The sequence below is a fragment of the Pseudanabaena sp. PCC 9330 genome (genome assembly GCF_055795045.1).
This window is the reverse complement of sequence record NZ_JAYFES010000108.1, coordinates 103,572-116,851: the sequence shown is the minus strand read 5'-3', so window position 1 is coordinate 116,851 and position 13,280 is coordinate 103,572. Positions and strand designations below refer to the sequence as shown.

The window sequence follows — 13,280 nt, the reverse complement described above, 5'->3', positions numbered from 1 at the left end:
ATGCAGGGGATAGGTTGGCGGCGTCAGCCTAGGTGAAGGTGTTCTGGGGCCATGGCCCCGGAGCCTAGGGCGAGGCTTTCCCCAGGGCGTAGGCTGAGCTTTGCGTAGATAGATAGGCAGCCCTGAATCCCTAGCTCTAGGCCAAAGCTTTGGGCGCGGTGCTGACCGGCGTGGGCCAGCGCCAGGCGGCGATTAGAATCGGTTGCCAGGGTGCGAAGGGCGATCGCCAGGCGATCCACATTTTCTGGCGGCACCAGCAGGGCAGACACCCCCGCCTCCACCACTTGAGGAATGCCATCTACCTCGGTCGCAATAATCGGCAGCCCCGCCGCCATCGCCTCAATCAGCACAATGCCAAAGGGCTCGTGGCGGCTCGGCAACACAAATAGGTCGGCGGTGGCGTAGGCCGAAGCGATCGCCTCGGGGTTAATGGCTCCGCTCAGCTCGACGCGATCGCCTAGGCCGAGCTCATCTACCAGGGCCAGCAGCTGCTGCCGGTAGGTCTCAGATCCACTACCCACAATCCGCGCTCGCAGGGGCAAATCTGGCAGCTGGGCCAGGGCGCGCAGGTACAGGTCTAGCCCCTTGACCGGAAACAACCGAGCCACGGTGAGCAGTTCGAGCGGGGCCGAGGGCTGGGGCGTGGGGCGGTGGCGCGCGATCGCCACAAAGGGCTGCAGATCGATGAAGTTTGGCAGCAGCACGATTTTGCTGGTGGCCACGCCATAGTGCTGCGCCAGGCGCTGCTGAAACCGAGGCGTGGTGGCCCAAATACAGCTGTACAGCGCAAACAGCAGCCGCTGAAACGCCTCGGTGCTCAAGCGGTTGAGCCCTTGGGTCAGCCGCCTTTGCCACCCACTGGAGGCAGAGAAATCTTGCAGGGTGGCATTTTGCTGCACCAGATCAGCGGTGTATTTAATCAGCGCCGGCACCCGATGCCAGCGGGCCAGCCAGCCCGTGATCAGCGCCAGGTTACCCGCCGCCGTCTGCATGTGGATCACGCTAGGGCAAAACTGACGAATGATGCGGTCTAAATCGCGGCCCACCTCCAGATTGCGCCCGAGCTTGCCCCCCAGCGAAGCCCGCTGGCCGCCGTCGAGAAACTGCACGGGCACCCCATCTAGGTGGCCGCTGGCCGCTGGGTCACCATAGGTCACCACCTGCACGGCTAGGCCCCGAGCCATCAACCCCTGGGCCAGGTGCTTGGTTTGCAGCGATGGCCCGCCCCCCGCCGGGGGATATACCCCAGAGACCAGCAAAATTCTGGGGAGAAAAGACGCACCAGAGCCAGCATCCGCCATTACAATCGCCCTCCGGTAAAGGAATGTCGCCCCATCAGCAGCCGCAGCGGGGCAACCAGCGCCTTAGTCATCAGGCGAGTGTTGGGGCGGGTTTGGGGAATCAGCCAGAAAAACAGATAGCCGCCGATCGCATAGGAGATCAGCGTGGCCACCGCCGCGCCCATGCCGCCCCAGTGAGGAATCAGCCACAGGTTGAGCAAAATATTGGTGGCCAACCCGGCCAGGCGTGAGTAAAGGTTGAAAATTTGCAGCCCTTCAGCCACGATCCACTTGCTTTGAGCGATGCCGAGAAAAGCAAACAGAGTGCTCCAGATATGTACCGCAAAAATGGGCAGGGCCGCCTGGTAGGCGGGGCCATAGAGGCCCAAAATCAGCACCCCCGACAGGGGAATCAGCACCACAATCAGGCCGTAGGCAATCAGGGTGTTGAGGTCGTAGAGGTTTTGCAGCCGCCGCCGGTAGCCGCCGCCCCGCTGCCCTTGGGCTTTGACAATGCCGGGAAATAGCGACGAGCAGACAATGATCGGCAAAAATGAAGTCGCTTCAGAAAGGTTAGACGCGCTGGCGTAGATGCCGACGGCGGTGCTGTCAAGCATGTGACCCAGCATCACCTGGTCAATGCTGATGTAAAGCACGCAGGCGGTAGACGACAGCACCAGCGGATACGACTCTTTGAACAAGTAAACTGCCCGTTTGAGGCTGGCGCGCCAGGCGCTAAATCGCTGCCCCTGGCGATGGTAAAACAGCAGCAGCCCCATCGCGTAGAGCAGCGCTTCGAGGGCGATCAGGGTGGCAAAGGCGGTGACGGAGGCCTGGTTGAGCACCAGAGCAATCTTCAGTCCCACAATGAGTAAAAAGGCCCCCTGTTCTGCGATGACGGCGTACTTAGAGGCGATCTGAGCTTCAAACCAGTTCTCAAGGGGCTGGAGCGAGTTAAACAAATATTTGCAGGCAACGATCGCCACCAGCAGCTGCGCCAGGGGCTGATCGGGGGCCAGCCACACCATGCCCAAAATGCTGAGGGCGATCGCCGCCAGTCCGCCCACCACCTGCACGGTGACGGCAGTGCCCAAAATTTCCCCGGCCTCGGCGGGCTGGCGCACCAAGTCGCGGGTGACAATTGGCCCCATCTGCACCGTCGAGAGCGGCGAAAAAAAGCTGACAAAAGACAGGGCATACTGCAAGCTGCCAAACCCCTCGGGCTTGAGGTAGCGGGCCACCCAGGTACCCACCAGCAGGCTCACCAGCAGGCGGGCGCTGCGGCCCACAAACAGCCAGCTGGTGTTGCTCAGCACCTGGCGCACTTCGCCATCAACGCCGCCGTAGATTTTTGCGACCCGGTTAAGCATGGGTTAGGCGCGCCTGCTGGGGGTCAGTTCGCGGGCGGGCGCTGCGGCTGGTTCACCGGCTGGCCGGTCTGCCACGCGATCGCCGTAGGTGCCGTAGTAGAAGTAGCTGTGGGGCTCGTGGTGGGGCAAGATGCCATTGATCACCTGGCCCAGCACCGGCTGGCGGGCCTGTTCGAGCCGTTCTTTGGCCATGGCGGCGCTGTCGATATCGACGATGCCGGGGCGGGTGACCAGCACCACCCCGTCGGCCATTTGCCCCAGGGCGAGGGCGTCGACGCCGATGTTGAGGGCGGGGGTGTCGATGACAATAAAGTCGTAGACTGCGGCCAGCTCAGCTAGCACGGCCACCATGCGTTGAGAGTCGAGCAGCACCGCCGGATTGGGGGGAATCACCCCGGCGGTCAGCAGGTCGAGGTGCTCTACCGGAGTTTTAATCATGCCCTGCACCGGCATCTGCTCGACCAGCAGATTGCTGAGGCCCCGGTCGTTGACCACATTCCAGATCTGGTGCTGGCGGGGGCAGCGCATGTCGGCATCGATCAGCAGCACCCGCTGGCCGGTCTGGGCGCGGGCCATGGCCAGGTTGGCCGACACCACCGATTTGCCCTCGCCAATCACCGAGCTGGTAATCACCACGGTGTTGATGGCGCGGTCAGAGCTGAGAAACCGGAGGTTGGCTTGCAGCATGCGGTAGGCTTCGGCGATCGCACCGCTGGGGGCCTGCTCGACCACCACCTCGCCATGGTCGCCGCCGGGCAGCGCGTTACCCCAGCGATGGTCAGGAATCATGCCCAGCAGGGTGAGACCAAAGCGGTCTTTGGCTTCGGTGGCCGTTTTGATCTTGCGATCGCGCGACTCTAGCCCCAGGGCCGTCAGCCCCGCCAGACCCAGCGCCAGCATCGTTCCGGTTGCCAAAAATGACCCCTTACGCGGGGAAACAGGCTGATCGAGCAATACCGCAGGCTGCATAATCCGGGCGTTGCCTACGTTCTGGTTTTCGCTGACGCGGGCCTCGTGCAGCCGCCCCAGCAGTAGCGAATAGGTGGCCTGAGCGGCCTCCAGCTGACGCATCAGCTCTCGCTGCTCTTGCTCCAAAAAAGGCAGCTGGGCGGCCCGCTGTTGGTAGGTATTTTGGGCCGCCGCCAGGGCACTGACCTGCTGACTCAGGCCCTGGCGCAGAGCCTCGGTGCGGGCCAGATCGCCAGCTAGGGCCGCTCGCAGCTCGCCCCCCTGGAGCTGGCCTTTGGCTGGGGCCGGCTGGTTGCCTAGGGCTTCGGCAATGCGATCGTTCAGCAGGGCTTCTAGGTGGTCGCGGCGGCGCAGCAGCGAGACAATTACGGGGCTTTCGTCACGGTAGCGCCCTCGCTCGGTGGCCAGCTGCGCCTCCAGGGCCTGAAACTGGGTCAGCACATCCTGCACTCCCGGCGACTGGCTCAGGGCGGTGAGGGCGATCGCCTGCTGCGGCGTCATTCCCAACTGCTGACTAAACGACTGGGTCTGAGCGTTGGCATTGGCCAGCTCGGCGTTGGTATCGGCAATGCTGCGGCGCAGCTCTTCTCGAGCGATCACCATCGCCCCCTTTTCCTCCTCCAGAGAGGCCACCTGGTAGGTCTCTTGAAAGCGGCGCAGGGCGGTTTCCGCCGCCTTTACCCTGGCCTCGGCCCCCGGCAGCTCCCGCTCTAAAAACTCGCGGGCGGCCACGGTCTCGGCTCGGTTGTCTTGAATGTGCTGGTCGAGGTACACCGCCATCACCGTATCGACAATGGCCTGGGCCAGCTCAGGATTTTCATCGCGGTAGGCCATCAGCAAAATATCGGTGCCGCGCGGGCTGGTCAGCTTCAGGTTGCGCTTTAGGTCGCCCCGGCTGAGGGGCGCTTGGGCGGCGGGGGCAAAGGCGCTGATGCGCTCCAGGGCGGTGTCTAGCACCGGGGCCGAGCGCATGGTTTCCATCTCGGTGGTGATCGGGTTGTTTGACTCCACCGTGGGGTCAAATCCACCGACCCCAGCGCCCACACCGGTCAGCACCGCTGCCTTGTCGGCCCCCGTAAAGCGAATTTTGCCCTCTGCCTGATAGATCTCGGGCTGGAGCGCCAGAACGGCGGCGGTACCGGCAACGACGCTGGTAAACACCACGGTTGCCGGTAACCAGCGGCGTTTGAGTATAGGCCAATAGGAGGAGGTGTTCATGGGCGTGGCGGGTGAGGAGTGAGGAATGAGAAAGCGATTCGGTAGGGCGCATTCGGCGGCCCAGGTCAGGGGCCGTGCCCCAGGACTGTGCTCCGCCAATACACCATTCCACGGGCTGCCAACGGCGATTGATCGCCCTGCCGTTTTGGCCCTATCGGTTTAGATGCACGGTCAAAAATCTTTGGGCTTACCCTAGCAAGGGCGATCGCCGCTAGGGTGCCAGTTTGCCTAGGCAGCGGTCACTCGTTGGCCCAGGGGCACGGCCTGGCGGTAGTAAGCCCGGTACCACTGCACAAAACGACGAATGCCAACCTCGGGCGGAGTGGTAGGCCGAAAGCCTGTGGCCTCGGTGAGGGAGTCAATGTCGGCGTAGGTGGCGGGCACGTCACCGGGCTGCATGGGCAGCCAATTTTTCTGGGCGATTTTCCCCATCTCCTGCTCGATCAGCTCGATAAAGGTCAGCAGCGCCATGGGCTGGTTGTTGCCCAGGTTGTAGAGGGCGTAGGGGGCAGTGCGCCCCCAGGCCTGGGGCGGGCGGTGCAGCAGACGCACCACCCCCTCCACCACATCGTCGATGTAGGTGAAGTCGCGCTGCATGTGGCCATGGTTGTAGATGTCGATAGGCTCGCCCCGGTCGATGGCCCGCACAAACTTGAAGTAGGCCATATCGGGCCGCCCCCAGGGGCCGTAGACGGTAAAAAATCGCAGCCCGGTGACCGGCAGGCGGTAGAGGTGGCTATAGGAGTGGGCCATGAGCTCGTTGGCTTTTTTGGTGGCAGCGTAGAAGGAAATGGGGTGGTCCACCGGGTCGCCCACCGCAAAAGGCACCTTTTCATTGGCCCCGTACACCGAGCTAGAGGAGGCGTAGATCAGATGGGGGATGCGATCGCGGCAGCCCTCTAGCACATTGGCAAACCCCACCAGGTTGCTGTTGACGTAGGCCTGAGGGTTGTGGAGCGAGTGGCGCACCCCCGCCTGGGCTGCCAGATGCACCACCCCGTCAAAGCTCTGCTGGGCCAGCAGGGCTTTGAGCCTAGGTCCATCGGCGATATCTAAGGGCTCAAAGGTAAATTGCTCAAAGGCCAGTAGCTGGCCCAGGCGAGCCTGCTTGAGAGTCACGTCGTAGTAGTCGTTAAGGTTATCGAGGCCGTAGACCCGGTGACCATCGGCGAGCAGACGACAGGCCACGTGGTAGCCAATAAACCCGGCGGCCCCGGTGACTAAAATATGCATGATGATTTCAATGGCTAGGTTTGCTTGCACACTGGAAAATGTGTTGCCTGATGCCGAAGTGCGAGACCCTAATTTAGACTGGGCATATCATTAGTTTTAGCCCAGCAGAAAAGGTCACAAAGGGCCATTTTGCCCAATGCCAAACTTTGTATAAATGTAAATTTAAGACCGCATAAAACAGGAATTTTATGACGGCTTTGAATACAGAATATTGACATCGCTAAGTTTGCATATCTACCGACAGGCCCACAGACGCCATAGGGTGCATTCTAGTTTGTAGCCCACTCTGCGGGAAGCAAGCTATACCCTACGCCCCGCTCCCGCTCTGGCAGCGGGGCGTAGGGTATAGCTTTTAAAAGGGGCATGCACCCTGGCAATTTGGCATAGTGGGGCCAAAAAAGTAGCCTATGCTGCTGTGAAAAACAACGCCTTCATCGGTCTGCTGTCTATTTGGGTGGGGCATGGCGACGCAATACTCCACCCAAGTACTTTTGCAGAGAAGGTCGCAAAAACACTTTTCTCGGTAGTGGATATTGCCCATGCTGCCATGGTTGCAGTCGTTGTTTAAATTAGAAGTTTTTCCTTGGAAACCCTATGGAAAATTTGACCGCTTTGAATTTCCCATAAATCGCTATTGATCACGTCTTTAGATGTCGATTACTACTCCATTTCACTTTGCTTAACCGATTAGCTTTGGCGGTTTTAGCTCCAGCCTAGCTGTGGAGTATTGCTGATGAGCAAGCTTCGATTCTGGGCTGGGTTCAGCACATCACGGCTCTCAGGAGAATATTACAATGCTAATTCAGCTCAAGGGGCGCTGGCCTAATCTTCGCAATCGCCACGTACTGCTGGCCGATACGGTTTTCTTTTTGCTATCTCCGCTGCTGGCCCTGGGCCTGCGGCTTGACGGGGTTCTTAACCTGCACATCTACTACCCTCAGATACTTTGGTATACGCTGATCGGCCTCGGGGTGAAGCTGGGGGTACTGGGTATTTTTGGCGGGTACCGCCGCTGCTGGCGCTACGCCAGCGTTGACGAGCTGCAACAGCTCACCCTGATGACAGTGGCCGCCATGGTGCTGCAATCTCTCAGCTTTACCCTGCTGGCCCAGCCCAGTGGGGCGCTGCTGGCGGGGCTGCCGCGATCGCTGCCCCTGCTCGATGCCATCCTCGGCTTTTTGCTGGTGGGGGCACTGCGGTTTAGAATTCGCGCCGTGGAGCGGCTTAACCAGTCGCGGCGCACCTTCTTTCGCCGCGATCGCGTGCTGGTGGTGGGGGCAGGCAGTGCCGGAGTCTCATTGGTGCAGGAGATGCAGCGCAACCCTTCCCTGGGTCTGCGCCCGGTTGCCTTTGTAGACGATGACCCCGCCAAACTGCACCTGCGCATTCGCGGGCTGCCGGTGGCGGGCCACCGCCGCCAAATCCCTGAACTGGTGCGATCGCAGCACATTCGCCGCGTGATTATCGCCATGCCCACGGTGCCCGGCCCGATCATTCGCGAAACCCTGGAAATCTGCCAGCAGGCCGGAGTGCAGACCAGCACGCTGCCCGGCATTCACGAAATTCTCAACGGGCGCGTGTCAGTGGGCCGAGTGCGCGATGTGCAGATCGAAGACCTGCTGCGCCGCGAGCCCGTGCAGATGGAGGTCGACCAGGTGATCCGCCTGGTGCAGGGCAAGCGAGTGCTGGTCACCGGGGCGGGAGGCTCCATCGGCAGCGAGCTGTGCCGCCAACTGCTCCAGTGTCGCCCCGCCGAGCTGGTGCTGGTGGGCCACGGCGAAAACTCGATCTTCACCATTCAGCAGGAGCTAGAAAAGATCGTCAAAGCCGACAGCGCGGCCTCCACCAAAATTTCGCCCTTTATTGCCGACATTCGCTTTCGCCACCGGCTAGAGCAGGGCTTTGTTCAGTACCGCCCTCAAATGGTGTTCCACGCCGCCGCCCACAAGCACGTGCCCATGATGGAGGCCAACGCTCCAGAGGCGGTCACCAACAACATTATGGGCACCCAAAACCTGGTCACCCTGGCCCAGCGCTACGAGGTCGAGCACTTTGTCATGATCTCTACCGACAAGGCGGTCAACCCCACCAACATCATGGGGGCCAGCAAGCGGGTGGCCGAAATGCTGGTGCTGCAAGCGGCTCAGCAGAGCGGCAGACGCTACGAAGTGGTGCGCTTTGGCAATGTGCTGGGCAGTCGGGGCAGCGTGGTGCCCACCTTCAAGCGGCAGATCGCCGAGGGCGGCCCAATTACCGTCACCCACCCCGACATTTGCCGCTACTTTATGACCATCCCCGAGGCGGTGCAGCTGGTGTTGCAGGCGGCCACCATGGGCCAGGGTGGCGAAATCTTCATGCTCGACATGGGCCAGCCGGTCAAAATTGTGGATCTGGCTAAGGAGCTGATTCACCTGTCGGGCTACGAGCTGGGCAAGACCATGGATATTGTGTTTACCGGCCTGCGCCCCGGCGAAAAACTCTACGAGGAGCTGTTTATCGGCGGTGAGCAGTACACGGCCACCCGCCACCAAAAGCTGTTTATTGTCACCAACGGCGGGCGATCGGTGCCCACCCACCTCGATCGTCTGGTACGAGCCCTGGGCCGCGCTGCCCTGCGCCACGACCCGGTAGAAATCACCTTTTTGCTAGAGCAGCTAGTGCCAGGGTTTAGACCCCAGTACCCGGTGCCCCCGGTATCGCCCGAGCCGGCCCCGGTGCTGGCCCAGCGCCCCAGCCGCCCAGCCTCTGACAGCCGCCCGGTACAGATGCTGACGGGCAACTTCGACAAAATTGCCTAGATCGAATGAGACGGGTTTCCCTCCGCTCCTGCTCAGCCAGGCCAATCTCTGTTCTGCAGCCGTGTCTGTGTTGTCTTGCCCATATTGTTTAGGAGATCGCTGACGATGCCAGGTTTACCGATGATCAAGCAAGTTTGGCGGCCCAGCGTTTTGTCGCTGGGCCTCACCCTGGTGATGGGCGGGGCGCTGGCTTCGCCGCCGCCGATGGCCACAGCCCCAACAGAGTCTGATCCACCGGCTCCTGCCCTAGCGGCGTCCGCCCCCATAGCCGCCGCTATCTCCACCGAGACCTATCTGCTGGGGGCGGGCGATCGCGTCTTGGTCGATATCTTTGAGGTGCCTGAGCACAGCGGCGAACGGCAGGTGCTGATCGATGGGTCGGTACACCTCAACTGGGTGGGCGGTGTGCCGGTGCAGGGGTTGACCCTGGCCGAAGCTGCTGGAGCGATCGCCGCCGCCTACGATCGCCACCTCTACGACCCGCTGGTCACGCTCACCCTGGTCAGCCCGCGCCCGCTGCGGGTCAGCGTGGCTGGGGCCGTCAACCGACCTGGCACCTACGTGGTGCCCTTTACCGAGGCCCCCGGCAGCGACCCCGATGCCCGCTGGCCTTCCCTCACCCAGGCGCTGCAGCTGGCCGGGGGCATTACCCAGTTTGCCAACGTGCGCCAGGTGCAGGTCGAGCGCCAGCGGGCGGTCAATGCCTCTGGCACCCTCGACGTCGATCTCTGGGCGCTGTTGCAAAGCGGCGATCTGGCCCAGGATATTCTTCTGCGAGATGGCGACAGCATTTGGGTGCCCGCCACCACCGCCATCGACCCTACCGAGGCCCAAAGTCTAGCCAGCGCTAGCTTTTCGCCTGCCATTGTCCGCGTCAATGTGGTGGGCGAAGTGCCCCGCCCCGGCACGGTGGAAGTGCCTCCCAACACGCCCCTCAACCAGGCGCTGCTGGCCGCAGGCGGCTTTGACAACAGCCGTGCCCAAACCGGCTCGGTGCAGCTGGTGCGCCTCAACCCCGACGGCAGCGTCTCCCAGCGGCAGGTGCCGGTAGACTTTACCCAGGGCATCAACGAAGCCACCAACCCCATTCTCTACGCCAACGATGTGATCATCGTCGGGCGATCGGGCAATGCCCAGTTTTCTGACTCCTTCAACGGCGTGCTCGACACCATCGGCAAAATTTTCCCGTTCTTTTTCTTTTTCTAGGAGAGTAGGCGCTTGTGCCCCATCACTCAAACCGTCGCCGCTCCTCGATCTCCCAGGGGGCCAGCGGCAGACGGTACAGCAGGCTGTCGGTCTCGGCTACCCAGTCGCCGTCAGCGGAATCGGAGTAGCTCCAGCGATCGCCCATGACCAGCACCCGCTGGGGGTCGGCGGCATCTACGAGCATGCCCTGGCGTAGCCACAGGCAATCGGTGAGCGCCAGAGAATGCTGGGTCAGGGGGGTACCGGCCTGGAGGGGGTGCTCAATCAGCCGGGGCAGCAGTTGACGGTTGAGAACGGTGCTGGGCACCGCGCCCAGGGGGGTGCACAGCTTGAAAAAGGCGAGCTGCGATCGCAGATGGAATTGTCGATGCAGTGGGCTAGCCAGAGCCGGCCAGCGATCGACAATACCCCCAAGGGCGGCAGCCGAAATGCGCACAATTTGGCTGGGGGCAGCGGCTCTGGCCCGGTAGGGCAGGGGGGAAACCCAAAAACGGCGATCGCCCCCCCGAGAAAAGCTCTGGCCCTCGCCCCCAAACCCTTGCCCAGGCCCCAGCTTAGCCACCGAAACCGTTCTTTGCAGTCGAGGGTTTTCGCCTAGTAGGCGCACCGCCCCCGCCGCCACCAGATACAGGTCGGCAGCGGGGCCACCGGCCCTAGGGAGAGGCAGATCTGGGGCGTACTGCACAATGGGATCTCCCAGGTCGACGCTGTAGCACTGCACCCCCTCGCCCCCCTGGAGCAGACTGTGGATCAGCTCTGTGGCGATCAAGTCTTTGGCCGCAATAGCGGTTCGACGTGCCGAGCGACGAAAGCTGTATCCAGGCGGCAACAGCGCTTCTTTTACCTGGCACGATAGATCACCCTTCATAGCATTGCCCTTAGGTAGATATAGAGCAGTATTCCTGCTGACCCTAGCCTACCAAGCATTGAAAATATAGCTCTACAGATCGATTAAGAATGCGAATAAGTTCTCGGTTTTTTAGTGAGGTAATGATGAAGAAAATGCCCCCGTCCCAGCTCTAGTTTCTCTCTGAATAAAGGTTAGACGATTGCCCCGACTCTAACAACCTCCCCAGAGGTCTGGGGAGGTTGTCAATGTTCTCTCCAGTGTTCTAATCTCCAGACTCAAGGCTGAACAAAAGCGCAGCGAGTCTATCAATAAAGGCAAGATGGCAGTATAATTTCAAAAACTTCTTTTATACTTCTCATTCAGCACCTAAAACAAGTGATTTTGATCCTTAACTGCAACCGATATATTTCTGGCCAAGTTGCCTGCGTAGCCTATCAACAGATTAATTGTGGGAAACAAGGTCTATGGCCAACGTTCTCGATATATCTTTAAGCTCCCAAGAGGTCGTTAATTTTTTGAGAAAAAATTTTCGGCTTGCCGATATTTATCAAGAAATTATTGAGCAAAAGATTGTCCGTCAAGTGGCCCTAGAGCATGGCATCGGCGTAACGCCAGAAGAAATCCAAATGGAAATCGATAGCATTCGCTACCAGCAGGGGTTTGATCACCCTGCCAGCCTCATGGCCTGGCTGCGCGATCGCCGGGCCACCCTAGCCGACCTGCAAGAGTCAGTGAGCGCTACTCTACTAGCTCAAAAAGTAATGCGCCACCTGTTTGCAGAGCAAATTGAATCTCGTTTTGCCCAACAGCGCCACAGCTTTGATCACATTGTGCTCTATAAATTGGTCGTGCCCTACGAGCATCTGGCCCAGGAAATTTTTTATCAAATTGAAGAAGAAGAAATCAGCTTCTTTGAAGCTGCCCACGTCTATGATATCGATAAGGGCCGACGGCTGCGCTGCGGCTACGAAGGCCATCTACAGCGACGCGACCTGTCACCAGAATTGGCTGAGCTCTTGTTCAGCGCCAAAAATGGCGAACTCATTGGCCCCATTAAAACAGCGAACGATGTTTACGAACTCTTTTGGATAGACGACGTGGTTCCCTCTGACCTAAGCGCCGCCCTCCGCAACGACATGCTCGATCAGCTGTTTCAAGACTGGATGACAGGGCAGATCGAGGCCTACCTGGTCAGCCCCCCGGCGGAGCCACCCCAGGAGTAGCTAACGCCACACCTATAAGATGATCAGGCATGGGACGCAGCTGGCAGCGGTGGAGAATGTATGGGTTGATTGGCGGGGGGCTGGTGGGGCTGACCCTGGGAGGTTGGCTGACTCTGCAAATCACCTTGGCCCAGCGCCAGGCACCGATACCCCAGGCGATATTGGTGCTAGAAGGGCAAACCAGCCGGGTACGCCTGGGGGCCGAGCTGGCTCAGCAGTACCCTACCCTGCCGGTGTGGGTGTCGGGTAACCCAGCCGGGCAGCCGCTCAACGAGGCGATTTTTCGGCAGGCGGGGGTAGAACCAGGCCGGGTCTACTACGACCACTGCGCTACCGACACGGTCACCAACTTTACCTGCACCCTAGATGACCTCACCGATCGCCGCATTCAACACGTCTACCTGGTCACCTCTGATTACCACATGCAGCGTTCTCGCACCATCGCTGCCATTGTGTTTGGCAGCCGTGGCATAGTGGTCACCCCCGTCGTCATCGCTGCCCCCGATCGCCGTCCTGAGTCACCCCTACGCACCCTGCGCGACGGGCTGCGATCGCTGCTGTGGCTGGCAACCGGCAAAACCGGAGCCAGCTTCAATCCTCGCTAGGGGGTGGCCGTCTAAAGGGTTGAATTTTTGGAAGGGGCGTGGTGTAGCCATGGCGCTGTTCCAAGGTTTATCACCGGTAGCGGCCAATAGCCTAAGCGCGATCGCCATCGCTATTCCACAGCGCAGCATTGCCTGCAGAAAGCGATCCACCTAGCTAACGGCATTGAGCCCCTTACCTTGAGCGGGCTAAACACAGGGGGGATTCAGATTGGTGCAGTGGGTCAGCGAGATGGTCAACCTGAGGCTCGACCGACGGGCGGAGACGATTTTCTTTAATTAATCGTTTATAGGTGCGGTAGGGCAAATAGTGGGCTGGGTTATAGCCCGCACAGCGCAAAATCAAGACGCAGGCCCAAGAATATTTACCGTTTAGAATAGCGGTTACAACCTGGTCAAACTGCTCAGCTGTCATAGCTCGATCAAGTTGCCCGCACAGGCTCTGAGAATCAGTAAAAGAATGCGGCATGAAAACCTCCAAAGCTATTAAAAAATGGGTTTAAGTCAAAGTAAAAAAGGATGATCAAAATA

General features: G+C 60.2%; 10 protein-coding genes and 1 pseudogene. 5 read left to right on the top strand and 6 right to left on the bottom strand.

Annotated features, from left to right (window positions below):
- Nucleotides 1-23: 23 nt before the first annotated feature.
- From AC0QKW_RS15475 to AC0QKW_RS15460, 4 genes are all read right to left on the bottom strand, one after another.
- Nucleotides 24-1,301, bottom strand: coding sequence for a glycosyltransferase family 4 protein (locus AC0QKW_RS15475; RefSeq protein WP_473151974.1), 1,278 nt, complete (start codon nucleotides 1,299-1,301; stop codon nucleotides 24-26).
- Nucleotides 1,301-2,650 (bottom strand): flippase, encoded by a 1,350-nt coding sequence (locus AC0QKW_RS15470; protein ID WP_473151973.1) that lies wholly within the window; start codon nucleotides 2,648-2,650, stop codon nucleotides 1,301-1,303. The genes AC0QKW_RS15475 and AC0QKW_RS15470 overlap by 1 nt, the downstream gene beginning before the upstream one ends.
- A 3-nt stretch (nucleotides 2,651-2,653) precedes the next feature.
- Nucleotides 2,654-4,837 carry a GumC family protein gene (locus AC0QKW_RS15465; protein ID WP_473151972.1) on the bottom strand — a complete coding sequence of 728 codons (2,184 nt, stop codon included), beginning with the start codon at nucleotides 4,835-4,837 and terminating at the stop codon, nucleotides 2,654-2,656.
- A gap of 228 nt (nucleotides 4,838-5,065) precedes the next feature.
- A complete protein-coding gene (locus tag AC0QKW_RS15460) occupies nucleotides 5,066-6,070 on the bottom strand; it encodes an NAD-dependent epimerase (protein WP_473152050.1) in 1,005 nt (334 codons plus the stop codon).
- A 415-nt stretch (nucleotides 6,071-6,485) separates the two neighbouring features.
- On the opposite strand from AC0QKW_RS15460, the gene AC0QKW_RS15455 reads away from it, so the two are divergent.
- The 3 genes from AC0QKW_RS15455 (at nucleotide 6,486) to AC0QKW_RS15445 (ending at nucleotide 10,074) form a co-directional block, all read left to right on the top strand.
- On the top strand, nucleotides 6,486-6,638 hold the full coding sequence (locus AC0QKW_RS15455) for a hypothetical protein (protein WP_473151971.1): 153 nt from the start codon (nucleotides 6,486-6,488) through the stop codon (nucleotides 6,636-6,638).
- 226 nt (nucleotides 6,639-6,864) lie between these two features.
- Nucleotides 6,865-8,868: a polysaccharide biosynthesis protein gene (locus AC0QKW_RS15450; protein WP_473151970.1), complete on the top strand. Its 2,004-nt coding sequence runs from the start codon at nucleotides 6,865-6,867 to the stop codon at nucleotides 8,866-8,868.
- 120 nt (nucleotides 8,869-8,988) lie between these two features.
- Entirely contained in the window at nucleotides 8,989-10,074 is a 1,086-nt protein-coding gene (locus tag AC0QKW_RS15445; protein ID WP_473151969.1) for an SLBB domain-containing protein, read from the top strand.
- Nucleotides 10,075-10,096: 22 nt separating this feature from the next.
- Here AC0QKW_RS15445 and AC0QKW_RS15440 read toward each other — a convergent pair whose 3' ends face one another.
- Nucleotides 10,097-10,942 carry a hypothetical protein gene (locus AC0QKW_RS15440; RefSeq protein ID WP_473151968.1) on the bottom strand — a complete coding sequence of 282 codons (846 nt, stop codon included), beginning with the start codon at nucleotides 10,940-10,942 and terminating at the stop codon, nucleotides 10,097-10,099.
- Nucleotides 10,943-11,388: 446 nt separating this feature from the next.
- Between AC0QKW_RS15440 and AC0QKW_RS15435 the strand changes: the two genes are divergently transcribed.
- Both AC0QKW_RS15435 and AC0QKW_RS15430 read left to right on the top strand, forming a co-directional pair.
- Nucleotides 11,389-12,147 carry a peptidylprolyl isomerase gene (locus AC0QKW_RS15435; protein ID WP_473151967.1) on the top strand — a complete coding sequence of 253 codons (759 nt, stop codon included), beginning with the start codon at nucleotides 11,389-11,391 and terminating at the stop codon, nucleotides 12,145-12,147.
- Between the two features lie 29 nt (nucleotides 12,148-12,176).
- Nucleotides 12,177-12,752: a YdcF family protein gene (locus AC0QKW_RS15430; protein WP_473151966.1), complete on the top strand. Its 576-nt coding sequence runs from the start codon at nucleotides 12,177-12,179 to the stop codon at nucleotides 12,750-12,752.
- Nucleotides 12,753-13,014: 262 nt separating this feature from the next.
- Here AC0QKW_RS15430 and AC0QKW_RS15425 read toward each other — a convergent pair.
- Nucleotides 13,015-13,218: pseudogene (locus AC0QKW_RS15425) on the bottom strand (HetP family heterocyst commitment protein); the annotation flags it as partial.
- Between the last annotated feature and the right edge of the window lie 62 nt (nucleotides 13,219-13,280).